24 protein-coding genes are annotated in these 22,261 nt (G+C 71.5%); 7 read left to right on the top strand and 17 right to left on the bottom strand.

Annotated elements, in window-relative coordinates:
- The first annotated feature begins 35 nt into the window (after window positions 1–35).
- Both ACH4XV_RS35370 and ACH4XV_RS35365 read left to right on the top strand, forming a co-directional pair.
- A complete protein-coding gene (locus ACH4XV_RS35370; RefSeq protein WP_395796452.1) occupies window positions 36–1,670 on the top strand; it encodes a thiamine pyrophosphate-dependent enzyme in 1,635 nt (544 codons plus the stop codon).
- 64 nt (window positions 1,671–1,734) lie between these two features.
- Window positions 1,735–2,316, top strand: a complete 582-nt coding sequence (locus tag ACH4XV_RS35365) for an ATP-binding cassette domain-containing protein (protein WP_395796450.1) — start codon at window positions 1,735–1,737, stop codon at window positions 2,314–2,316.
- A gap of 67 nt (window positions 2,317–2,383) precedes the next feature.
- Here the strand turns inward: ACH4XV_RS35365 and ACH4XV_RS35360 are convergent, their stop codons facing one another.
- Together ACH4XV_RS35360 and ACH4XV_RS35355 are read right to left on the bottom strand one after the other, a co-directional pair.
- Window positions 2,384–2,692 (bottom strand): hypothetical protein, encoded by a 309-nt coding sequence (locus ACH4XV_RS35360; protein ID WP_395796448.1) that lies wholly within the window; start codon window positions 2,690–2,692, stop codon window positions 2,384–2,386.
- Window positions 2,689–3,240, bottom strand: a complete 552-nt coding sequence (locus ACH4XV_RS35355; protein WP_395796446.1) for an alcohol dehydrogenase catalytic domain-containing protein — start codon at window positions 3,238–3,240, stop codon at window positions 2,689–2,691. The genes ACH4XV_RS35360 and ACH4XV_RS35355 overlap by 4 nt, the downstream gene beginning before the upstream one ends.
- Before the next feature lie 252 nt (window positions 3,241–3,492).
- On the opposite strand from ACH4XV_RS35355, the gene ACH4XV_RS35350 reads away from it, so the two are divergent.
- On the top strand, window positions 3,493–3,900 hold the full coding sequence (locus ACH4XV_RS35350) for a hypothetical protein (protein ID WP_395796444.1): 408 nt from the start codon (window positions 3,493–3,495) through the stop codon (window positions 3,898–3,900).
- Between the two features lie 83 nt (window positions 3,901–3,983).
- A complete protein-coding gene (locus tag ACH4XV_RS35345) occupies window positions 3,984–4,664 on the top strand; it encodes a hypothetical protein (RefSeq protein ID WP_395796442.1) in 681 nt (226 codons plus the stop codon).
- 12 nt (window positions 4,665–4,676) lie between these two features.
- Here ACH4XV_RS35345 and ACH4XV_RS35340 read toward each other — a convergent pair whose 3' ends face one another.
- Together ACH4XV_RS35340 and ACH4XV_RS35335 are read right to left on the bottom strand one after the other, a co-directional pair.
- A complete protein-coding gene (locus ACH4XV_RS35340; RefSeq protein WP_395796440.1) occupies window positions 4,677–4,949 on the bottom strand; it encodes a hypothetical protein in 273 nt (90 codons plus the stop codon).
- Window positions 4,925–5,512 carry a hypothetical protein gene (locus ACH4XV_RS35335; RefSeq protein ID WP_395796438.1) on the bottom strand — a complete coding sequence of 196 codons (588 nt, stop codon included), beginning with the start codon at window positions 5,510–5,512 and terminating at the stop codon, window positions 4,925–4,927. Before ACH4XV_RS35335 ends, ACH4XV_RS35340 begins: the two co-directional genes overlap by 25 nt.
- Before the next feature lie 429 nt (window positions 5,513–5,941).
- On the opposite strand from ACH4XV_RS35335, the gene ACH4XV_RS35330 reads away from it, so the two are divergent.
- Entirely contained in the window at window positions 5,942–6,151 is a 210-nt protein-coding gene (locus ACH4XV_RS35330; RefSeq protein WP_395796437.1) for a hypothetical protein, read from the top strand.
- A gap of 12 nt (window positions 6,152–6,163) precedes the next feature.
- Here ACH4XV_RS35330 and ACH4XV_RS35325 read toward each other — a convergent pair whose 3' ends face one another.
- Window positions 6,164–6,814: an NAD(P)-dependent oxidoreductase gene (locus ACH4XV_RS35325; RefSeq protein WP_395796435.1), complete on the bottom strand. Its 651-nt coding sequence runs from the start codon at window positions 6,812–6,814 to the stop codon at window positions 6,164–6,166.
- A gap of 162 nt (window positions 6,815–6,976) precedes the next feature.
- On the opposite strand from ACH4XV_RS35325, the gene ACH4XV_RS35320 reads away from it, so the two are divergent.
- Window positions 6,977–7,387: a hypothetical protein gene (locus ACH4XV_RS35320; RefSeq protein ID WP_395796433.1), complete on the top strand. Its 411-nt coding sequence runs from the start codon at window positions 6,977–6,979 to the stop codon at window positions 7,385–7,387.
- 67 nt (window positions 7,388–7,454) lie between these two features.
- On the opposite strand, the gene ACH4XV_RS35315 is transcribed toward ACH4XV_RS35320, so the two are convergent.
- From ACH4XV_RS35315 to ACH4XV_RS35260, 12 genes are all read right to left on the bottom strand, one after another.
- Complete coding sequence (locus ACH4XV_RS35315) at window positions 7,455–8,498, bottom strand: agmatine/peptidylarginine deiminase (protein ID WP_395796431.1); 1,044 nt, start codon at window positions 8,496–8,498, stop codon at window positions 7,455–7,457.
- Window positions 8,499–8,809: 311 nt separating this feature from the next.
- Entirely contained in the window at window positions 8,810–9,628 is an 819-nt protein-coding gene (locus tag ACH4XV_RS35310; protein ID WP_395796429.1) for an ABC transporter ATP-binding protein, read from the bottom strand.
- Window positions 9,621–10,664 carry an ABC transporter ATP-binding protein gene (locus tag ACH4XV_RS35305; protein ID WP_395796427.1) on the bottom strand — a complete coding sequence of 348 codons (1,044 nt, stop codon included), beginning with the start codon at window positions 10,662–10,664 and terminating at the stop codon, window positions 9,621–9,623. The genes ACH4XV_RS35310 and ACH4XV_RS35305 overlap by 8 nt, the downstream gene beginning before the upstream one ends.
- Window positions 10,661–11,518 carry an ABC transporter permease gene (locus ACH4XV_RS35300; RefSeq protein ID WP_395796425.1) on the bottom strand — a complete coding sequence of 286 codons (858 nt, stop codon included), beginning with the start codon at window positions 11,516–11,518 and terminating at the stop codon, window positions 10,661–10,663. Before ACH4XV_RS35300 ends, ACH4XV_RS35305 begins: the two co-directional genes overlap by 4 nt.
- Window positions 11,515–12,477: an ABC transporter permease gene (locus tag ACH4XV_RS35295; RefSeq protein ID WP_395796423.1), complete on the bottom strand. Its 963-nt coding sequence runs from the start codon at window positions 12,475–12,477 to the stop codon at window positions 11,515–11,517. Before ACH4XV_RS35295 ends, ACH4XV_RS35300 begins: the two co-directional genes overlap by 4 nt.
- The gene (locus ACH4XV_RS35290) at window positions 12,474–14,129 is read right to left on the bottom strand and encodes an ABC transporter substrate-binding protein (protein WP_395796421.1); all 1,656 of its coding nucleotides are present in this window, start codon (window positions 14,127–14,129) and stop codon (window positions 12,474–12,476) included. The genes ACH4XV_RS35295 and ACH4XV_RS35290 overlap by 4 nt, the downstream gene beginning before the upstream one ends.
- On the bottom strand, window positions 14,126–15,154 hold the full coding sequence (locus ACH4XV_RS35285) for an agmatine/peptidylarginine deiminase (RefSeq protein WP_395796419.1): 1,029 nt from the start codon (window positions 15,152–15,154) through the stop codon (window positions 14,126–14,128). The genes ACH4XV_RS35290 and ACH4XV_RS35285 overlap by 4 nt, the downstream gene beginning before the upstream one ends.
- 68 nt (window positions 15,155–15,222) lie before the next feature.
- Window positions 15,223–16,935 carry an urease subunit alpha gene (locus ACH4XV_RS35280; RefSeq protein ID WP_395796417.1) on the bottom strand — a complete coding sequence of 571 codons (1,713 nt, stop codon included), beginning with the start codon at window positions 16,933–16,935 and terminating at the stop codon, window positions 15,223–15,225.
- Window positions 16,932–17,678, bottom strand: a complete 747-nt coding sequence (gene ureA, locus ACH4XV_RS35275; RefSeq protein ID WP_395796415.1) for an urease subunit gamma — start codon at window positions 17,676–17,678, stop codon at window positions 16,932–16,934. The genes ACH4XV_RS35280 and ureA overlap by 4 nt, the downstream gene beginning before the upstream one ends.
- Before the next feature lie 85 nt (window positions 17,679–17,763).
- Complete coding sequence (locus tag ACH4XV_RS35270; RefSeq protein WP_395796413.1) at window positions 17,764–18,945, bottom strand: agmatine/peptidylarginine deiminase; 1,182 nt, start codon at window positions 18,943–18,945, stop codon at window positions 17,764–17,766.
- A gap of 79 nt (window positions 18,946–19,024) precedes the next feature.
- Window positions 19,025–20,182 carry an agmatine/peptidylarginine deiminase gene (locus tag ACH4XV_RS35265; protein ID WP_395796411.1) on the bottom strand — a complete coding sequence of 386 codons (1,158 nt, stop codon included), beginning with the start codon at window positions 20,180–20,182 and terminating at the stop codon, window positions 19,025–19,027.
- A 478-nt stretch (window positions 20,183–20,660) separates the two neighbouring features.
- The gene (locus tag ACH4XV_RS35260; protein ID WP_395796409.1) at window positions 20,661–21,245 is read right to left on the bottom strand and encodes a TetR/AcrR family transcriptional regulator; all 585 of its coding nucleotides are present in this window, start codon (window positions 21,243–21,245) and stop codon (window positions 20,661–20,663) included.
- Between the two features lie 155 nt (window positions 21,246–21,400).
- On the opposite strand from ACH4XV_RS35260, the gene ACH4XV_RS35255 reads away from it, so the two are divergent.
- Entirely contained in the window at window positions 21,401–21,985 is a 585-nt protein-coding gene (locus ACH4XV_RS35255; RefSeq protein ID WP_395796407.1) for a TetR/AcrR family transcriptional regulator, read from the top strand.
- Window positions 21,986–22,261: the final 276 nt, after the last annotated feature.

The following is a 22,261-nucleotide window of genomic DNA, read 5'->3' as shown; positions in this document are numbered from 1 at the left end:
ATACATCCGCACCCACACGCCTTCGGAGAAGCCCCATGCCACAGGACCGTTTCGTCGACCCGACCGGTGCCGAACTCGTTTGCCGGATTCTCGTGGACGAGGGAGTGACCCACGTCTTCGGTAATCCGGGCACCACCGAGATCCCGTTCGTCCGGGCCCTGGCCCGGCGCGACGACATCGAGTACGTGCTCGGCCTGCAGGAGGCGACGGTGGTCGCGATGGCCGACGGCCTGGCCCGCCTGAGCGGACGCCCGGCCTTCGTCAGCCTCCACGCCGCAGCCGGACTCGGCAACGGCATCGGCGCCCTGACCAACGCGGCGGCGGCCCATGTACCCATGGTCGTCACCGCCGGGCAGCAGGACCAGCGCCACCTGTTGAGCGGGCCCGTCCTGGCCGGGGACCTCGCCGGACTGGCCGAGCCCACCGTCAAATGGGCGCACGAGGTCCGCACTCGCGCGGAGGTGGGGCCGTCGCTGCGCCGCGCGTTCCGCCTCGCGCTGAGCCCCCCGACCGGCCCGGTGTTCCTGTCCCTGCCGATGAACCTCTTGGACGAGCGCGGCCCCCGCGCACCCGAACGCACCCCCGCGAGCCTCCGCGGCGCCGCCCCGGTCGAAGAGCTGACCGGTCTCCTTGCCCGGACACCGGCGCACGAGATCGCCCTCGTCTACGGCGACGAAGTCGCCCGCTCGGCCGCGGACGAGGGCGTCGCCCTCGCCGAAGCCCTGCGGGCGCCGGTGTGGGGGGCCAGTTGGCCGTCCGCCAATCCCTTTCCCACCACCCATGCCCTGTGGCGCGGATACCTGCCGCCCACCGCCTCGGGCATCCACGAGACGCTGTCGGACCGCCGGCTGGTCCTGGTGCTCGGTGCGCGGGCCTTCCTCGCCTATTTCCCCTACGCACCGGGACCCGTGACCGACGCGGACACCCGGGTCGTCCAGATCAGCGCCGAGCCCGACGACGCCGGTCGCACCACGCCCGTGGAGTTGGCTCTGCACGGGGACCTGCGCGCCACGATCGCACGCCTGTCGACCGCCCTGACCGACCGCCCGTGCTCCGCCGACGAGCCGGCGCCCGCCGGTCCGGAGGCGGCGGCCGAGCAGGCCGGCTCCGACGGGCCGCTCGACGCGCGCTCCGTCGCCCACACCCTGGCCGCCACGCTGCCCGACGACGCCGTGGTCCTGGACGAGGCCCCCGTGACGACCGACGACCTGCGCCAGGCGCTGCGCCTGCGCCGACCCAACCGCTACCAGTGGGTCGCCGGCGGCCTGGGCTGGGCCATGCCGGCGGCCGTCGGCGCGGCGCTGGCAGCCGCCGGCGAGGGAAAGCGGGTGTTGTGCGTCGTGGGCGACGGGTCCGCCCTGTACTCGCCGCAGGCACTGTGGACCGCCGCCCGGCACCGGCTGCCGATCACCTACGTGGTCGTCAACAACCGCGAATACCGCGTTCTGAAGGACAATTGGCAGATCCACGCGCCCGGCGACCACGACTACCTGGCCCTGGACCTCGACCACCCCCGCATCGACTTCGTCGCCCTCGCCCGGTCCATGGGCGTCGAAGCCCGGTCCGTCACCAACGGCGAGGAGCTGCGCCGCGCACTGCTCGACAGTCACCGACGCGAGGGCCCGTTTCTCGTCGAGGTACGGCTCGTGACCCAGCGCGCCCGACCGTAGGGACCGCCACCGCTCCCGGGCGATCCGGTGTCACGGCCCCTCGGGCCGTGTTCTTCGTCGCGACGTGGACCCCACCGTCCCCCTCGGCGCCGTACACGCACTGCTCGGGCCCAACGGCGCCGGCAAGACCACCGCCGTACGCATCCCGGCCACACTCTCGACCGCCGCCGCGGGCACGGCCCGGACATCGACGAGCCGGAGTCCACCCGTGTCCGTGGCCCGCTTTCGCCTGGCCTGCTGTTTGTGCCGCAAACCCATCCCGCTCTCGACCGACGTCTACGCCCTGGACGCCGAGTGGCAGCGCCGGTATCCGCACATGCGCGGCATCCTCGCCTGCCGACGCTGCGCCTTGTCCACCGGCTGGTCGAGCTGCGAGGTGGCCGCCGGCGTATGCGCGGACGGCCACATCCGCATCGACCGCCGTCCGCTACGGCCGACCGCCCGGGAGGAGATGTCCCCGCTGGGTGCGCGACTTCTCGGGATCGCGATCCGCGATCGCCAGGAGTCGCAGGCCCGCGGCCTGCCGTACGCCTTCGGAACGGCGGAATGCCCAACCTGCAAAACGGCTTTCGCCGTGGCTCCCGCGTTCGAGAAACGTGTCGGTTCCGAGGGCGGCCGGATGCTTCCAGGGACATCGCTGTCGTAGCCACCCGCGGGAAACGATCACGACGGAGACGGGAAATCGAGCCTACCTTCGACGTTCTCTTCGCAGGTCACACCCAACTCGTGACCGGCCCAGGCCCCCCGCGAAATCTCCCTGAAGTAGCCATCGTTCCCGTCGCCGCCACTGCCGTTGGCCACCGGCGAGCCCCCGAGCCTCGGCCGCGACCGGGCGGGGTGGCGTATCCACCGCCGATGGTGATCCGCGCCTGGACGGTCTTTCCGGGTGCGCCGCCCGTCCGGTTGGCGGCGAGTGCCTGCGGGGCCTGGTCGAGGTGGATGCGGGCCTGGACGTCCAAGCGGAGCCGGCCGCCGTCGAGTTCGGCGGCGAGCTGCTCCAGGAGTTCGCTGGAGGCCTTCATGCCGAAGTTTCGCCGCCTCGACACCACGGGCCGCGGGGGCCTGCGGGTCGGCGGCAAAGCGCGAGGTGACGGCCACGCCGCCGTCGGCGACCAGGGCGCTGGTGAGGGCGAACGCGTCGGGGTCCGAGGCCAGGTCGACGAGGGCGTCGGCACCGTCGGGGTTGGCCGGCCATCGGTACGGCGGCCGCGTCGCCCAGGGCGAGCGAGGTGGGGGCGACGGTGCCGTCCGCGGGGATGGTGACGTCCTCGGCGTAGGTTCCGGCGCCGAGCGGGATCTTCCCGGTCTGTCCGAACACGGCGTCGCCGACGGCGAACCGGGTCACGCCGTCGCCGGTCGCGGTCGCGGTGCCGGCGAAGTCCTCGCCGAGCACCATCGGGAAGATGTGCGGCACCTGTCCGGACGGGGTGCCGTCGGCCATCTGCCAGTCGACGGGGTCGAGCCCCGCGCCCGCGACCTCGACCACTACCTCGCCGGGAGCGGGGGCGGGCACGTCGACCCCGACGAGCCTGGGTTCGGCGCCGAGTTCCGGGACGGCGACAGCACGCATGGCGATCTCCTCACGAGCGGTCCCACGCATGGCGGGCTGGTGCGTCGCGTCGCGTCGCGTCGCGCCGCGGCCGGGAACGGGGTGTCGGGCGGGTGGCCCCGGCCATCGTCGCCCGGCGCTCGGGGACCGCAGGCGGGGTGGACCGTCCGGGGGAACGAGGCGGCCCGCCGAACAGTCCTCGGGCGCGACCCGTGGACCAAGCTTCGGCCGAGGCCCGCCTAACAGGCCGCGGCCTGTTCGTAGGCTGGCGGCATGATCGACGACGCAGTTTCCGCTGCCGGGGCCACGCCGCCCGCTCTTCGCGCTCTCCGCGATGTCCACGCGCGTTACGTGCGGCAGACCTCGTGCCCGTCCGACGTCGCGATCCTGACGTTCGACGTCGACCCGACCACCGGGAGCTGGGGGCATCCCGGGCTGTGGGTCGAGTTGGCCGAGGACGTGCGCGTGATCGGGGACACGTTGCCGGTGGCGTATCTGACCGCGTTCGCGGCGGGCGTCGAGGAGGAGTGGGAGCGCCGGTTTTCGGACGTTCCGCTGCGGGCGGTGGTGACCGTGACCTTGGTGAAGGTCCATCCGGTCGACTCGCATGAGGGATCGTTCCGCAAGGCCGGGCATCGGGCGGTCGAGGCGGTGCTTGGGCGCTTGGCTCAGGGGGTCTGACTTTTCGGGCATCGGCCCTCCCGCGAGGCCGTGTTCACGGCTGATCGACACGTGTCCGGTAGTTGCCGGAAATCACCGAATGGTTGTGTGGATTTGGTGAAGGGAACGGTCTTTCCCGCTTCTTCCTGTCCACGACCGCGCGCCTCAGCGCCGCCGCGCCGTTCCAGGTGCTCTCGGACGGCCGCTACATCCTGCTGTTGCGGCAGTCGGTGGAGGAGTCGCACCAAGACGCGGTCTTCCACACCCCCGGCGGGGTCGTGTCCGGCGACCGGGCCGCCGCCGCGGTCGGCAGCAAGCAGGCCGCGACCGCGGTGGCGGACCGGGTGCTGCTGTGCGACCGGTTCGTGCTCGCGGGGTCCGCGCCCGGCGGCGACGACGGATTCACCGTCGAGGCGTGGATCAAGCCGGCCGCCGAGTCGGGCACGATCGTCTCGCAGCCCGCGGCGAAGTCGCCCACCGGCTTCACCGTGGCGCTGTCGGCGGACCGCAAGGTGCTCGTGCCATCTGCCGAGTGCGGCGGCTTCCTCGTCGGTCAGATCGGCGATCGCCGTGACGTGCCGCCGGGGAACGAGTACCAGCCGGCCGGGCAGGTTCGTGTCGACCGCGTGAGCGACCCGCCAATGGGCGTCGGCGGCGATGTGCTCACGCGGGCCCAGATCGTCGAAGCCGGGCTTCCTGCCGACAGGAGTAGCACGCCGCGGGCTCGACCATGGCCCGATGGTACGAGCCTGCCGTGGACCGCGCACGGGTGCCGCCTCGGGTGACCGCGGGCCGGGTCACGGGACCGCGACGCGCGCCGCCTCGTCGGGTTCGGCGGCCGGCTCCAGCGCGGGGGGCTCGCCGTAGTGCGCGACGGCGACCGCCCCGGCGACCGCGAGCACGACGTCGACACCGCCCTCGGCCGCGCCGAACGCCGCGACCGTCGAACCTTCGCCCCCGACGAACGAGCCCTCCTCGAACGCGCCGACACCCTCTATCGTGCGTGCGCGGCAGAAGACCCTTGGGTACTGCCCGGCGAACAGGTCTAACTCTGGTCGACGATGTACCACGCGTTGTCGATGTACTGGAGGGTCTGGTCGCCGAGGTCGCTTTCGGAGAAGGGGACGCTCGCGCGGACCGCCGTGGCGGGGACCTTCACCTTGTCGGGTCGGGGTGTCGAGACGCGGCTCGGGTCGACCGTGGCGGTTTGCATGGCCTTCTTCTGTGTGGCGGAGAACATTCCGAACGTGATGGGCATCGTGCTGGTGCACGGCCCGAAGCCGTCGTCCTGGGCCTTCTTCGCCGCCGGGCCGGCGATGTCGCAGACCGTGGTGAGGTCCTCGCGGCCCACGGCGTGCAGGAACTGCTCATAGCGCTGGATCGCGGCCTCCGTGGAGGCGGCCTGCCGTGCCGGCTGCGAGCCGGACGTCGCCGACGGGCTCGGTGCTTTGGAGCCGGTCGGCGCCGGCGGCGCGGATGTGGCCGGTGCCGGGGCGACGACGGTCTGTGCGGTCGTCGGCGTCGGGGACGATGTCGAAGGTGGGGCCGTGGCCTGTTTCTTCGGGGAGTCGGTGTCGTTGCATGCCGCCAACAGGATGACGGCCGATACGGTCACGCCCACGATCGCCCGCACGCGATGCTCCCCTCGCTGAGATCACTGGCGGCCGATGCTACTTCGGTCGGCGATGCTCCCGCTGGGCTCGTGTTCCATCGCCCCGTGTCGGCGGCGGTCGGGACCGGTTCGGCGCTTGCGCTCCGTCCCAGGCGCCGTCGGACGGAGCGGGGCGTCCCCGGCCCAGGGGGTGTTGGTAGCACGCTCCACCACGGGGTCCGCTGGGACGAAGCGGTGGTGTCGATGCGGTCGCCGAGGCGGGGATGGCGAGTGTCACGTCCTTGGCCCTGGCCTCGTGCCACAGGCGGTCGACCGGTTCGGCCCACGAGTGGCGGGGCCAGGTCGGTCCGCGATCCGCCGCATGGTAGCCATAGCCTCCCCCTGCGCCAATTCCCGCAACCCGATGACCGCTTCACCGTCGCCTGGGGCGGCCGAGACCCCTTGGAGGTGATGGCAGCCGATGTCGCGCTCGACTCGGCCGGTCGGTGCCGGCACCCGGTGCGGGTGCGCCCGGTGCGCAAGGACATGGACGCTCCCGACGTCGTGCTGCCGCAGGCGCGCCGACCGCCCGGCGACCGCGGGCCCGACCACTTCTGGGCGCCTCCGGCCGAACCGGCGCGGTGTGTGTCCCGCCTGTTCGGCCGGTTGACCACCACCTGAACCTGCGATGGGTCAGTAGGCCACGGTGAAACGCTCGCCGATGTGCTGCGGCCCTTCGATCTCGTCCAGCAGGGCCACCGCGTAGTCCTCTGTGGAGATCCGGCTCTCGCCGTCTGCGCCGATCACCAGATCGTCCCCGCCCTGGCGGTAGGCGCCGGTGCGCTCGCCCGGGGCGATAGTGGCCGCCGGGGAGAGGTTGGTCCAGCGCACGTCGTCGACGGTCCGCAGGTAGTCCAGCCCGTCACCGTGGGCGTGCATGATCTGCAGCACGGACTCCGGCAGGCCCGCCGCGTCCCACACCTGCTTGCCGTCCCGGGTGCGCAGTGAGCCCGCGCCGCCCACCGTGATCAGCCGCGGCGCGTCGGAGCCCAGCGTGCGCAGCCCTGCCACCAGCGATTCGAAGGACTGCTTGATCAGTGCCTGGTGGCCCGGGCCGTCGCCGCCGCCGACCGCGCTGACCACCACATCCGCGCCCTTGGAGTGGTCGGCCACCGAGGTCGGCTCCGTCACGTCGCCGGTCACGACGGTGAGCGCCGGATGCTGGACGGTCAGCTTCGCCGGCGTGCGGACCACGGCCGTGACCGAGTGCCCGCGGCGCAGGGCCTCGTCCAGCACGCGGGAGCCGATGGTGCCGGTGGCGCCGTACAGGGTGATGGTGCTCATCGTGATGCGTCTCCTGGGGATCGGAAGGGCCGGTAACACGTACGCGGCCAGCCTGCCGCTCCGACCGTGCGCGATCGGCCAACCCACGCTGTGGATCACCCGAAGGGTTGTACCAGTGCCCGCCCCCGCCGAACGCGCCACGGCACGGGCAGGGCCTTCTCGATGGTGAGTGCCCATCCCGGGGTGTTCGCCTTCCCCGGGCACGAGGCGGTGCGTCGGGCCCGCCTGGACGGCATCCCCGCCCGGATGCTTGCCGGATCCTCCGCCGGGGACTGGCTGTTCGCCGACCCGGGCCTGGATCCGGCCACCCGCGGATGCCAGAGCATCGAGGCGAGCGACTTCCTGCTGCGCCACCGCGTGTTCGATCCGACCAGTCTGCTGGTGTTGTGGCAGGTGGGCGTGATCGGCATCTCGGCGAACGTCTGCTGTGCACCGTCCGGGTTCTCGCAGTACAGGCGCCGCATCGACAAGTCGATCACCACCGGGCGGCCGCCGACTGCCTCGTCTGCGTCATGCCGCCGATACCGTGCCAGGCTGACGGCGCCAACCCCTGTCGACGCACCGCCGCGTTGAAGCACATGCCAGGGTTGGGAAGAATCTTGGAAGAGCCTAAATCCGGATACTCCCTTTGTTCGGAACTCTAACGCGTGGCCGGCAGCGGCTCATGCATGGTCGAGCAGTGGATGCCGCCGCCTCCGGCCATCAGGCGGTCGACGTCGATCTGGACGACTTCGCGGCCGGGGAATGCCGCGGCCAGGGCTTCCTTCGCGGCGGAGTCCTTGGCGTGGTCGCCGAACTCCGCGGTGATGACGCCGCCGTTGACGACGTGGAAGTTGAGGTAGGAATCGACGAACGAGGAGCTGCGCGAGCGCACGGTGTCGGGCCCGTGTACGGGAACGACGTGGAGACGGCGCCCGCGGGCGTCGGTGGCCGCGGACAGGATCGCGAACTGTTCGCGGGCGTCCCGCGCCCACGCGTCGTTGCGGTCGGGCGGTGGCAATTGGACCATGGCGACGCCGGGCCGAACGAACCGGGAGGTGACGTCCACGTGGTCGTCCGTGATGTCCTTGCCCTTGATCCCCGGGAGCCAGATCATCTTCTCCGCGCCGTAGGCGTCCAGCACCGCGGCCTCGATCTCGTCGCGGTGCATGCCGCGGTTGCGGTTCTTGTTGACCAGGCTGCTCTCGGTGGCCATGACGGTGCCGTCGCCGTCGGTCTCCACCGCGCCGCCCTCGCCGACGAAGGCGGCGTGGGAGTACCGCAGTCCCTGGCGTTCGGCGAGGCGCTCGGCGACGAGGGCGTCGTCGTCGTGGACTTGTTTGTCGCCCCAGCCGTTGAAGTTGAGCACCACCGCATCCAGGCCGCCGTGCCGGTCGTGGCGGCGGAACACCGGAGCGATGTCGCGCATCCACAGGTCGTCCGTGGCGATGTCCGTGGTCACCTCCACGCCGGAGCCGCACCGCGAGCGTGCCCGCTTCGCCGTGTAGTCGTCCGGGGCGCACATGACCACCGGCTCGAACTCGGCGATCGTGCGGGCGATCAGTGCGATGTCGTCCTGGACCTTGCCCAGTCGCAGGCCCCACACTCCTCGGCGCCACGGCCACGACATCCACGTTCGCGCGTGCGGCGCCTCGTCGGCGGGCACCCGGGCATCGCTCGAACGCTCACCGCTGCTGTGGGTCACGAGGGTCTCCAAGTCGTGCGAGGTGATGTGGGCGCGCCCGGGAACGAGCGCCGTACCCGGTAGGCCCCTGCGGCACACGTACGCGCAACCGGTCGGACCGGGTCCGGGTTCGGGCCCGCGTCGTCCCCGGAGTTCAGCTGACTGAAAGTCAGTCATTGCGTGGATGTGCCCTCACCCATTGACACGGGTGTCGCGGCACTCACCCGGAACCGGCTTCGAGGCGGATCCGGCCGAACCATCCGGCTCCCCCGGCGGGCCACGCCGGTCCCTCGGATCCCGAATCCCCATGGCGTGGACGGCCGGTGCCCGCGTCACCCCGTCGCGTCGTCGTGCCGCAGCGCGCGCCGTGCCGCGCCGATGGCGTGCGGGTCCCAGCCCGGTCGCGGCACGGAGTCCATGAGCAGCCGGGTGTAGGCATGGTTCGGCAGGGCCAGTACGTCCGCGGTGCGTCCGGATTCGACGATCCGGCCGCGGCGCATGACGATGACGTCGTCGGTGATGCATCGGACCACGCCGAGGTCGTGGGTGATGAACAGATAGCCGATGCCGGTGGCGTCGCGGATGTCGGCGAGCAGGTTGAGGATCTGCGCCTGTACGGATACGTCGAGCGCCGCGACGGCCTCGTCGAGGACGAGGATGGCCGGCTCGACGGCGAGTGCCCGCGCGATGGCGACGCGTTGCCGCTGTCCGCCGGACAGTTCGCGGGGGAGCGCGTCGGCGGCCCGCGATCCGAGGCCGACCCGGTCGAGGAGTTCGCGGATCCGCGGTGCCGGGTCGGTGCCGGGCCGGTGCAGTTTGAGCGTCTCGCGGAGCACGGCCTCGACGCTGGTGCGCGGGTCGAGCGACAGGTAGGGGTCCTGGAAGACCATCTGGATCTGGCGGGCGCGGGCGAGGCGTTCGGCGCGGCCGCGGGGTTGCGTCGTCCGGTCCTGTCCGCGCACGCGGACGTGCCCGGCGTCGGCGCGGTCCAGTCCCACGACGATGCGGGCGGTCGTGGTCTTCCCGGAGCCGGATTCGCCGACGATCCCGAGAGAGCCGCCGTCCGGGAGGGTGAAGGTGACGTCGTCGACGGCTCGTACGTCGCCGAACGTTCGGCACAGTCCGCGGACTTCGAGGAGGGGGTCAGGCATCGCCGGGCGTCCCTTCGAGACGGTCGCTGTGGTGGCAGGCGGCGGTGTGTTCGGGTTCGTCGCGTGCGGGCATGCTTCGGGGGGCTTCGGTGACGCAGAGGTCGGTGGCGTGGGCGCAGCGCGGTGCGAACGGGCAGCCGGTCGGTTCCCGGCGCAGGTCCGGGGGTTGGCCGTCGATGGCGGCGAGTCGGCCCGGTGGGACGTCCAGGCGGGGCGTGGAGTCCAGGAGTGCCTTGGTGTAGGGGTGGCGGGGTCGGGCGAATACCGATGCGGCGGCGCCGGTTTCGGCGATGCGGCCCGCGTACATGACGTAGACGCGGTCGCTGATCGCCGCCGCGAGGCCCAGGTCGTGGGTAACGAACAGCAGTCCGGTGCCGAAGCGTGCGCGCAGGTCGGCGAGCAGGGCGACGACCTCGGCCTGGGTGGTCACGTCCAGAGCGGTGGTGGGCTCGTCGGCCAGCAACAGGGTCGGGTCGCCCATGAGCGCGGCGGCGATCATCACTCGTTGGAGCATGCCGCCGGAGAGTTGGCCGGGGTACCGGTGCAGCACGTCGGTGGTCAGTCCGACGGCTTCGAGGAGTTCGCCGGCGCGGGCCTGTGCGGCGGCGGGGGTCATGATCTTGTTGAGGCGCACGCTCTCGGTGAGGAAGTCGCCGATGCGGCGCAGTGGGTTGATGGCGGCGCGTGGGTCCTGGAAGATCATTGCCGCGGTCCGGGTGCGCAGGTGGCGCAGTTGCCGGGCGTTCATGGTCAGGACGTCGTCGCCGGCCACGTGCACGGTGCCCTCGGTGGTGGTGCCGGCGGGCAGGAGTCGCAGGACTGTGCGCGAGGTGAGCGTCTTGCCGGAGCCGGATTCGCCGACCAGGGCCACGGTCTCTCCGGCGGCGACGGTGAGGTCGACGCCGTCCAGGACCGGTCGGACGGTACGTGGCAGGCGCATCCGCAGGCCGCGGATGTCGAGGGCGGCCGGGGTGTCCGGGTCCCGGCCGGGGGCGGCTCGTGGTGTGTCGGAGGGGTGGTGTTCGGTGGTGTTCATCGGTTCCTCCCGGCGACCTTGTCGGCCCAGCGTTCGCCGACCACGTTGAACGCGACGACGGTCAGGATGATCACCAGGCAGGGGACGATCGCGGAGAGCGGGTAGCCGCTCTGGATGGCGGACTTGCCGTCGAAGACCATGCGTCCCCAGTCCGGGGTGAGGGCGGGTACGCCCAGGCCGAGGAAGGACAGGCCGGCCAGGTCGATCAGGGCGTAGCCGAAGTTGACGGTGCATTGGGCCAGGACGACGGGGGCGATGTTGGGGACCACGTGCCGCAGGCAGACGTCGGTGCCCGAGTGGCCTTGCACCCGGTACGCGGCCACGTAGGGGCGTTCGTGTTCGGCGAGCACGAGGGAGCGGGCCAGCCGGGCGACATACGGCAGGTACGCGATCGACAACGCGACCACCGGAGCGACGAGCCCCTCGCCGTGGACCGACGTGAACAAGATGGCGAGGAGCAGTCCCGGGAAGGCCAGCGTCAGTTCGGTGGTGCGGGACAGGAGCGAGTCCAGCCATCCGCCGCGCCACCCGGCCGCGACGCCGACGGCTCCGCCGGCGATGGTGGAGAACACCACGACCCCGAGCGGGCCGAGGAGCGAGGTGCGGGCGCCCTCCACGAGGCGGGACAGGGTGTCGCGGCCGGCCGCGTCGACGCCGAGCAGGTGGTCGCCGGACGGTGCCGCGAGGGCGTTGCCCAGTTCGACCGTGTTCGGGTCGTACGGGGCGATCCACGGCGCGAGCAGGGCGATCGCCACGACGAGGCCGACGAAGCCGGCACTCGCCGGGTACAGGGGGCCGCGGCCGGCGGTGCGCAGCCGCGCGAGCCCCGGGCGGCGTACGAGAGTCATGGTCATCCGGTGGCCCTCGTTCCCAGGGTGATGCGCGGGTCGACGACGGGGAGCAGGAGGTCGATGATCAGGTTCACCATCATGAACAGCGCCACGATGATGAGGCAGATGGCTTGGACGACGGGGAAGTCCTTTGTGGTGGAGGCGAGTTCGAGGAGCTGACCGACGCCGCCGACGCTGAAGGCGGATTCGACGAGGACGGTGCACACCAGCAGGCTGGAGACGATCAGTCCGGCGGTGGTCAGCACCGCGCCGAGGGCGTTGCGGAAGACGTGGCGGCCGATGACGTGCCGTTCCGGGATGCCGCGGCTGCGGGCGACGGCGACGTGTTCGGAGGTGAGTTGCTCGAGCATGGCGCTGCGGGTTACCCGGGCGAGCATCCCGACCAGGTACAGCGCGAGCGCGATGGCCGGCAGTGTCAGGTGCCACAGCATGGCGCCGAATCCGTCGCCGCTGCCGCTTCCGCTGGAGGGGAACCAGCCGAGTTCGACGGCGAGGAAGCCTTGCAGCAGGATGGCCGCGACGAATGCCGGAGTGCCGATCGCGAAGGTGGTGCCGACGAGGATCGCGGAGTCGGTCGCGCCGCCGCGCGCGGCGCCGGCCCAGCCCAGTGCGAGTCCGAGGAGCACCACGAGGACCAGGGCCATGCCGATCAGCAGCAGTGTGGTGGGCAGGCGGGAGGAGAGCAGATGGGAGACGTCGGTGCGGTATTCGATCGAACGGCCGAAGTCGCCGTGCAGGATGTTCCCGAGCCAGCGCGCGTACTGCTCGATGAACGGGTCGTTCAGGTGGTACTGCTTGTCGATCGCCGCGAGGGCGGCCGGGGACGCCGACCGCCCTCCCAGCAGGAAACTCGCCGCATTGCCCGGCGCGAGGTACATCGCGCCGAAGACCACGAACGAAGCGCCGAGCAGGGTGGCGGCCATCTCCAGCAGCCGCCGGACGGCGAATCTCAGGAAGTTCACCCCGCGGCCCCCACATCCGCCGCCCATGGGTAGTACATGTAGGCGATGGTCGTCGGCGCGCCGGTGATCTTCTTGTTCAGGAAGGTCGTGGACGGCCATTCGGCGATGGGCATCCACAGCACGTCGTCCGCGGCCTTCTGCTGGAGTCTCGCCTCCAGCGCGAACCGTTGTGCCGGGTCGTAGGTCTCGGTGATCTTCGCGACCAGGGCGTCGAATTCGGCGTCGCTGTAGCCCGCGTGGTTCTGGTAGCCACCGGTGCGGAAGTTCCGCAGCATGTCGACCGGGTCGGTGACGGACAGGTAGTACGTCTCGGGGAACATGTCGATGCCCTCGCGGGCCTTGGGGTCGGTGAACAGCGCGGAGAAGGCGTCCGGGGCGATGGTCTTCAATTCGACCTCGAGGCCGATCCGGGCGCCGGCGTCCCGGATCGCGGTGGCGACCAGGGAGACGTCCTGGCCGATCGGGCTGGTGGCGACGGTGACCGTCCTGCCCTTGGCACCGGCCTCCTCGATGAGCCTCTTCGCCTGCTCGATGTCCTGCGTGCTCGACGGCAGGTGGTCGAACGCGGCGGCCTGCGTGTCGGCGGGGGCGCCCACCCAGGCCGCGCGCGGGGTCAGGGACGCGGTCGCCTTCCCATTCCCGGCGAGCGCCGTCTTGACGATGCCGGGCCGGTCCAGCGCCATCGACAGGGCCTTGCGCACGCGGACATCGGAGAGCGCGCCCTTCATGCTGGTGATGTTGACGTTGAGGGTGCTCAGGCCCTCACCGAAGTACAGGGTGCCCGCGCCGCCGGTGCGCAGCCGCTCGTAGCTCTCGCTCGGTATGAGGAATCCGCCGTCGACCTCGCCGCTGAGCATCGCGTTGGTGCGCGCCGACGCGTCGGTGAGGAACTTGAACTCGACGGTCCGAGCCTTGGCCTTGGTACCCCAGTAGTCGTCGAAGCGTTCCAGCTCGAGGGATTGGCCCTTGGCCCAGTCGCCGAGCTTGTACGGGCCGGTGCAGTCGAGGTCGCCGGTGGTGCCGTAGTCCCTGCCGGCGGCCTCCACACCCTTCCTGCTCGCCACCACGCCGGCCGCGGTGGCCATCAGCTGCGGGAAGAGCGAGTCGGCCTGCGTGAGCTTGACGGTGACCTGAAGCGGTCCGGTGGCGGTGACGGTGTCGACGTGCTCGAACGAATCGGCCCACGCGGCGCCCAGGTCGGGGTTCCTCTGGCGGCCGAAGCTGTAGACGACGTCGTCGGCGGTCAGCACCGATCCGTCGTGGAACCGCACGCCGGGTCTGAGGTCGTAGACCCACGTGGTGGGGTCCGGGTTGGACGCCTTCTCGGCCAGGCCCGGTGCCAGGGTCAGTTGCGGCGTCCAGCGCATCAGGCTCTCGCAGACGTTGGACAGCACCGTGTTCTGCGGGTAGTCGAACGCGGTGATGTAATCCAGGGAGAGCGGTTCGGCGTACAGCGCCCAGCGGAACGAGTCGATGTTCCCCTTGGCCGGCGGGGTACCGGGGGAGAGCCGGTAGTTCGCGGCCTGGCGGGCCGGGTCGTGCTTGGGCGGTCCGGAGCAGGCCGCGACCATGGCGAGGGCGGCCACGGCGGCGACCGCGGACAGCGCGGCCCGTCGCGGTCGTCCGAGGGGGGTGGGCCCGGGTCTCGTCATCGAAGGTTCCCTTCGGAGGTCGTCGGGTGCGCTGTGGGGATCTGCTGGGTGATGCAGTGGACGCCGCCGCCGCCGAAGGCCACGGTGCGGGTCGGGACGCCGACGACCTTGCGGTCGGGGAAGGCGGACCGGACGATCGCGAGCGCGCCCGCGTCCTCGGGGTGGTCGGCGATCGGCACGATCACACCGCCGTTGGCGACGTAGAAGTTGAGGTAGCAGACCTCGATGTCGCTGCCGCCCCACGCGACCGACGCGGTCTGGGGGACGTCGAGGATCTCGAACGCGCGTCCACGCGCGTCGGTGGACGCCTCCAGCACCGCGCGGTTGGCGCGCATGCGCGCGTAGTCGGGGTGTGCCGGGTCGGCGGGCAGTTGCACGATGACCTTGCCGGGGGCGGTGAACGCGCAGACGCCGTCGACGTGTCCGTCGGTCTCGGTGTCCAGGAGCCCGCCGTACGGCAGCCAGATCACCTTGGTGACGCCCAGGCGCGCCTTGAGTTCGGTCTCGATCTCGGCGCGGGTCATGCCCGGGTTGCGGTTGGGATGCAGCAGGCACTGCTCGGTGGTGATGAGGGTGCCTTCGCCGTCGACGGTGATGGCGCCACCTTCGAGGATCATCGGGGAGTCGATCCGCGGGCCGCCGAGCACGTCGGTCAGGGCCGCGGCGATCCTGTCGTCGGCGTCCCACGGGTGGTGCTTGCCGCCCCACGCGTTGAAGCGGAAGTCGACACCCGCCCGTGAGCCGGCTTCGTCGAGGACGAAGATCGGGCCGGAGTCGCGCAACCACGAGTCGTCGATGGGCAGTTCGATGATGCGGATGCCGTCGCCGCAGAGTGCGCGGGCGTCCTGCGCGGCACCGGGGACGGTGACCATGGTGACAGGCTCGAACTCGGCGATCGCGCGGGCGACGGCGGCGTACTCGTGCTTGGCGTGGTCGAACATGTCGCCCCACAGGTCGGGCCGCGTGGGCCAGGCCATGAGGCAGCCGTCGTGCGGGGTCCACTCGGCGGGCATGCGGTAGGTCACGGATCTCTCGTTTCGTCGTGTGTCGCGGCACGGTGCCGCCCGAGGACGCCCGGGGTGTCCAGGGGATTTCACAGGAAGTACAGGCGGTTGAGCGGGACTTCGTCGGCGGGTTCGGAGTGCAGCGGGGCGCCGTCGAGGGTCACCAGGCCGGTGCGGGCGTCCACCTGCACCTGGCCGGTGCGCGCGTTGCGCACCATGTCGGCGGGGCCGATGCCGCGAGTGCCGCGGACGGCGACCCGGCGGCGGCGAGTGGTCATGGCGTCGTACGGCCGGCCGACCGACCCGGCTTCCGCGGCGGCTCGGCTGACGAAGGCCACGGACAGGTCGGCGGGTGTCGCGCCGTGTCCGCCGAACAACGGACCCATCACCAGCGGTTGACAGTTGTCCGTGGCGGCGTTCGGGTCGCCGGTGACGCCGTAGGCCGGGAATCCGGACTTGAGGACCATCTGCGGCTTGGCTCCGAACGTCGCCGGGCGCCACAGCACGATGTCCGCCAGCTTGCCGACCTCGAGCGATCCGACCTCGTGGGAGAGCCCGTGGGCGATGGCCGGGTTGATGGTGAGCTTGGCGATGTAGCGGAGCACGCGCGCGTTGTCGTCGTGCGGCCCGTCCCCGTCCGCCGGGCCGAACTCGGTTTTCATCTTCCCGGCGACCGCGAAGGTGCGGCGCACGGTCTCGCCCGCGCGGCCCATGCCCTGGGCGTCCGACGACGTGATGCCGATGACGCCCAGGTCGTGCAGGACGTCCTCGGCGCCCATCGTCCCCGCCCGAATGCGGTCGCGCGCCATGGCGGCGTCGCCGGGAAGGTCGGTCTTGAGGCCGTGGACGGAGACGATCATGCCGTAGTGCTCGGCCACGGCGTCGCGCCCGAACGGCAGCGTGGGATTGGTGGACGAGCCGATGACGTTGGCGACCCCGGCCATCTTGAGGACGTTCGGGACGTGTCCGCCGCCGCAGCCTTCTATGTGGAAGGCGTGAATGGTGCGCCCTTCGAGCACGGAGAGGGTGTCCTCGACCGACAGGCACTCGTTCAACCCGTCGCTGTGCAGCGCCACTTGCACGTCGTGGTCCTCGGCCACCCGCAGTGCGGTGTCGAGGGCGCGGGCGTGCGCTCCCATGTCCTCGTGGACCTTGAACCCGCAGGCGCCGCCTTCCGCGAGCGCTTCCACGAGTGGCGCCGGGTCGGAAGCCGAACCGCGGCCGAGGAAGCCGATGTTCACCGGCCACGCGTCGAAGGAGTTGAAGGCGTGCCGCAGCGCCCACGGCGAGTTGACGCCGACGCCCCAGAGCGGGCCGAACTCCTGGCCGATGATCGTGGTCACGCCCGACGCGAGCGACGCCTCCATGATCCGCGGGCTGAGCAGATGGACGTGCGTGTCGATGGCGCCGGCGGTGGCGATCAGGCCCTCTCCCGACACGATCGCGGTGCCGGTGCCCACGACGACGTCGACGCCGTCGAGGGTGTCCGGGTTGCCGGCCCGCCCGATCGAGGCGATGCGCCCCTCGCGGATGCCGATGGACACCTTGCGGATGCCCTGGATCGCGTCGATCACCACGACGTTGCCGATCACCACGTCACAGGTCTCGCGGACGGTCGCGGCCTTGAGATGCAGACCGTCTCGTGCGGTCTTGCCGAAACCTGCGAGGAACTCGTCGCCGGCGGCTTGCGTGTCGGACTCGACCCGGACGACCAGACCGGAGTCGCCCAGGCGGATCCGGTCACCCGCCCGGGGGCCGTGCACGGCCGCGTATTCACGGGCGTCGAGGGGGCTGCCGCTCATGCGAGTTCCTTTCCGTGACCGGGCTTGGGCCGGGTCGCGCCCGGGGCGTCGCCGGCGCCGGGGATCGCGCCGAGGTAGCCGCGCGCCGCCGCGCGGCGCAGCGCCTCGGCCTTGGCGCCCGGCGCGTCCAGCGGTCCGTCGACCAGACCGGCGAAGCCGATCGCGATGCGTGCGCCACCCATCGGCACGAGGCCGACCTCGACATCTGCGCCGGGGTCGAACCGGGTCGACACGCCCGCGGGCGCCGCCGGCCGCATGCCGTAGGCCGCCGCACGGTCGAAGTCGAGGCGTGGGTTGGCCTCGAAGAAGTGGAAGTGCGAGGTCACACTGACCGGCACCGAGGCGGTGTTGTGCACCGTGATCCGAGTCACCGGCTCGGGCCCGACGGCGGCCTCGGTCGCCGGGATCACCGCGCCGGGCGCCGCGTCGCCGTGGCCGGGATGGCCGAACGGGTCGGTCACCACGGCAAGTCGGGTGCCGTCGAGGAAGACGGCTTCCACGTACACCTCGGTGACCAGGTCGACGACGCCGGGCAGCACGTCGTCCGGGCCGAGCACACAGCGGGCGGCCGTGACGGCGTCCGCGAGCCGGTGTCCCGCGCGGGCCGCCTCGCAGACGGTGTCGGCGATCAGCGCGGTCGCCTCGGGCATGTTCAGCAGCAACCCGGCGTCCCGGCGACGGCGCGCCAGCTCGGCTGCCGTGAACAGCAGCAGCCGATCACGCTCGGTCGGGGTCAACTGCACGGTGTCTCCAGATGATTCGTGACGTGCGGGACGGGGCATCGCACTCGTCCCCGCGTGAGGGGTGCGTGTTCGCCCTCGGCAGCGCCTACTTGGATGCCGGGGCGGCGGGTTGGTCGTGGGTGGCGCAGTGGATGCCGCCGCCGCCGGACGCGATGGCGTCGATCGTGACGGGCACGACCTCGCGGCCGGGAAAGTGGTCGCGCAGGATCTGCCGCGCCCGGTCGTCCGCGCGCTTGTCGCCGAAGCGCGGCATGAACAGCGCGTCGTTGGCCACGTAGAAGTTGGCGTAGCTGGAGACGAACGCGTCACCGCGGCCGGTAATCAGGTCCGGGTCGGGTTGCGGGAGGTCGACGACCTCGAAGGGCTTGCCCCGGGCGTCGACGGCGGTCTTCAGCACGGAGCGGGCCTGCTCGCCCGCCCGCGACCAGGAGTCCGCGGGGCCGCCGGGGAATGCTGTGTCCAGCAGGACGGCGCCGGACGCGGCGTAATGGACAAGACAGTCGACATGGGCGTCGGTGATGTCCTCGCCGCGGACGCCCGCGAACCAGACGACCCGGGTAACGCCCAGGGTCTGCTTGAGCCCTTCCTCGATCTGCTGCCGGGACTTGCCGGGGTTGCGGTTGTCGTTGACCACCGAGCTCTCGGTGACCAGCAGTGTTCCGTGGCCGTCGGTCTCGAACGAGCCGCCCTCCGCCACCAGGGGCGCCTGGTTGCGGGGGACGCCGTAGTGCGCGAGGACACCGCGCGCGACCCGGCCATCGTTGCCGTGCCGCTGCTTGTTCCCCCAGCCGTTGAAGTTGAGATCGACGCCGGTGACCGCGCCGCCTGCCTCGACGAAGACCGGGACGGTGTCGCGTGCCCACAGGTCGTCGACGGGCATGGCCAGGACCTCGACGTCCTTCCCGCAGGCGTTTTGCGCCGCGGCCTGCTGGTCCGCGCCAGCCAGGACGACGACCGGCTCGTACCCTGCGACGGCTCGCGCCAGCCGGGCGATGTCCTGGCGTACCGCGGGCAGGTCCGCGCCCCAGATGCCGGCCGAGGCGGGCCAGGCCATGAAAGTGCGCTCGTGCCGGTCCCATTCGGCTCCGAACCTCCGTGATCCGGCTTTGGCCGTGTCCGGACCCCCTCCCGGCGCGCCGCGACCGGCACCCTCCCCGGGAGCGTCGGACGTGGAGTCCTCGGTGCACGCGACGGCACCGAGGGCGACGACACCGGCACCGAGCAGACCGCGCAGAACGGCGCGGCGGGACGGGAGGGCAGCGGACACGGGGAACTCCGGGAGGGGTTGTGCGGTGGGCGTCGGGAACGGCCGGCGCCGGTGGGGATGGGGGATGGGAGCGGGGCGGTCAGGCCACCGGTTCCTGCATGGTGGAGCAGTGGATGCCGCCGCCTCCGCCGCCTATTCGGTCGGTGTCCAGCTGGACCACCAGGCGGCCGGGATAGGCGGCTGCGACGACCCGGCGGGCCGCCTCGTCCTTGGTGCGGTCGCCGAACTGGGACATGACCACGCCGCCGTTGCAGACGTGGAAGTTGACGTAGGAGTCGACGAAGTCCGGGTTCGTCGATCGGATGGTGTCCGGGCCGTCGATGCGGATGACGCGGAGCCGACGGCCCCGCGCGTCGGTGGCGGCGGACAGGATCGCGAGCTGGTTGCGGGCGTCCTGGGCCCAGATGTCGGTGCGGTTCGCGGGCGGGACCTGCACCATCACGACGCCGGGGCCGATGAAGCGCGAGGTGGCGTCGATGTGGTCGTCGGTGATGTCTTGGCCCTTGATCCCGGGCACCCAGATCATCTTGCTCGCGCCGTAGGCGGCCAGCACCGCCTGCTCGATCTGTGCCCTGGTCATGCCGGGGTTGCGGTTGCTGTTGACCAGGCTGGACTCGGTGGCCAGGACGGTACCGTCGCCGTCGGTCTCGACGGCGCCGCCCTCGCCGGTGAATCCGGCGCGGGTGAAGGCGAGTCGGTCGTACGCCGCGATGCCGGCGGCGACACGGGCGTCCTTGGCGTGGGTCTGCTTGTTGCCCCAGCCGTTGAAGCCGAGGCCGACGGTGTCGCGTCCACCCTGGCCGTCGGTGCGAAAGACGGGCGCGGTGTCGCGGGCCCACAGGTCGTCGACGGGGATCGAGCTCACGACCGTGACCGTCGAGCCGCATTTGGCGCGCGCGGCGCTCGCGCCGGCGGCGTCCGGCGCACACATGACCACCGGCTCGAAACGCGCGATCGTTTTGGCGATCAGGGCGATGTCGTCCTGTACGCCGCTCAGCTGACGGCCCCAGATGGACGAGCGGGTCGGCCAGGCCATCCAGGTGCGGACGTGCGCGACGTCGTCGGAGGGCACCCGCAGGGCCGCCGCGGCGCGCGCGGCCGGCGCCAGGAACGCCTGCCCGCCGACCGCGAGGCCGGCAGCGCCGAGGAGGACACCGCCGAGCACACGGCGACGCGAGGGCTCGGCGGTCACGGTCTCCGGTGCCGAACAAGAGGGGGTGGTGCGCGCTCCATGCATGGCTGACTCTCCCTGTCGGGTGGTAGCTCCGCCGCTCGGCGGCACGGATGGACGAACTCGCGGATGGTGGGGTTCGCCGACGGCACAGGGCGCACATGGCACCCGGGGTCCCGGTGTGGCGTGCCCATACTGTTCCACTGACTGAAAAGTCAGTCAATAGCGCGGACCGGAAACAGCCGCTGCGGCGGGTTTCGGGCGGGGTAGGTGGGTCGGGCGCCTCACGCGGGCGCACGCGGCCCCCGCGGGGGCCGGCGGCGGCATCGATGGGTCACCCGATGGACCTGATCGCACGAAGCGCGAGCGAGCCTGTGAATCACGCGCGAGCCCGCGGATCAAGCGTGAACGGGCCCGCGGATCAAGCGTGAACGAGCCTGTGGATCACGCGTGAACGGGACCTGTGAATCGAAGGATTCGATGGCGCGGTCGCCGACGCGGGGGAGCATCCCGCAAGGCGCTCCGGCCCGGGGCCGGGGATCTCTCAGGCGTGGCCGAGGTGGGCCAGTTCGGCATCGATCGCGCCGAGTATGAGGATGCGGGCGCGGTCGAGCGTCAGCCCCTCGCTCAGCCAGCGCCCACTGAGTCCTTCGAGAAGCGCGGTGAGCCGTTGGGCGGCCTCCAGTGCCCGGCCCGCGGGCGTGGCCGGCAGTGCCGCGGTGATCAGGTCGGCGACCTCGCCGTCCCACACGCGCGTGGCCTCGGCGAGGTCCGCGCGCAACAGGGCGTCGAACATCGCGCTGGCCCGCAGTTCGCCCCACGCGGTGCTGTTCTCCCGCACTTCGGCGGTGTCCTGGAACTCCAGGAGCAGCGTCTGCTCCAGCACGGCCCGCGGGTCCGTCAGACGCTCGGCGGCGACGTGGTCGGCGGTGTACCGCTCGGCCCGGTTGTTGATGAACTCCAAGCTCGCGCGCAGGACTCCGGCGCGGTCCTTGAAGTGGTAGTAGATCAGCCCGTTCGACACGCCGGCTTCGGCGGCCAACTCCTCGATGCGCAAACCCCGCACCCCGCGGCGGGCGATGAGCCGAGCCGCAGCTTCCATGATCACGGTACGACGGTCGGCGGCCATGGCTCGACACCCTACCCTTTGGCCTCACGGGCACCACATACCCCGCCCGTTGTGCGTCGGCGGCCGGAGATCACGGATGCGCTCACCCGATATGATGACTGAATATTCAGTCAGTCGGATGGGTGGCCACGTGTCACCCCGATGGGGTGGCACGAGTGTCGAGCCGTCAGTCATTGATCCTGGAAGCCGCCGCCGGGCTCATCGCCCGGCGCGGGGTGCGCGGCCTGCGCGTGGAGGAACTCGCCGCCGAGGCCGGAGTGTCCGTCGGGCTGGTCTATTACCACTTCGGCGACCGGGCGGGACTCATGCGGCGCACCTGGGATTTCATCAACGAGCGCGCCGAGCGCTACACGCGGTCCGGCGCCGATCCGGACCTGGATCCGCGCGGCCGGCTGGAGGAGATGTTGCTGCTCGAACTCCAGGACGACCCCGAGGTGCGGGAGAACAGCACGGCCTGGGGAGAGTTCCAGGCGAGCGCCGTCTTCGTGCCGGAGCTGGGACTTCGGATGCGCGAAGCGACCACGCACTGGGTACGGGACGCGCAGGAGCTGATCCGCCGCGGGCAGGACAACGGCGACATCGCCCCGACCGTGGCCCCGACCGACGCGGCCGAGCGACTCACCGCCCTCGTCGAAGGTCTGAGCGAGCGCTGGCTGGCGGGCTCCCTCCCCCTGGATCGGGCACGCTTCCTGCTCCGGAGCGCACTGGCCCTGGAACTCGGATCACGACCGCACCCCTGACCCGCCCCGGCCCGCCGCGGGTCCGCCTCCTCACCGGCTCAGGCATTGACTGAATTTTCAGTAAGTGTCAGAGTGTCGTCGTCCGGCGGCTGCCCAGCCGTACGCCCGTCGCCGCGGAGCGGTACTCCGTCTTCGCCATCACCCTCGCACCGCGTGGATCGCACCGGATCGGAACTCGAATCGAAGAACCGCACGACCGAACAGCTTCCTTCCCCCCGGGGCATCCTGCGGCGAGCCACCGAGCAAAGCGCCGCAGCCATCGGTGCCGGAACCGCG

This window comes from Embleya sp. NPDC020630 (assembly GCF_044334985.1).
Lineage (GTDB): Bacteria > Actinomycetota > Actinomycetes > Streptomycetales > Streptomycetaceae > Embleya.
Note: the sequence above shows the minus strand (reverse complement) of the source record. Positions and strands in the feature narration are given on the sequence as shown.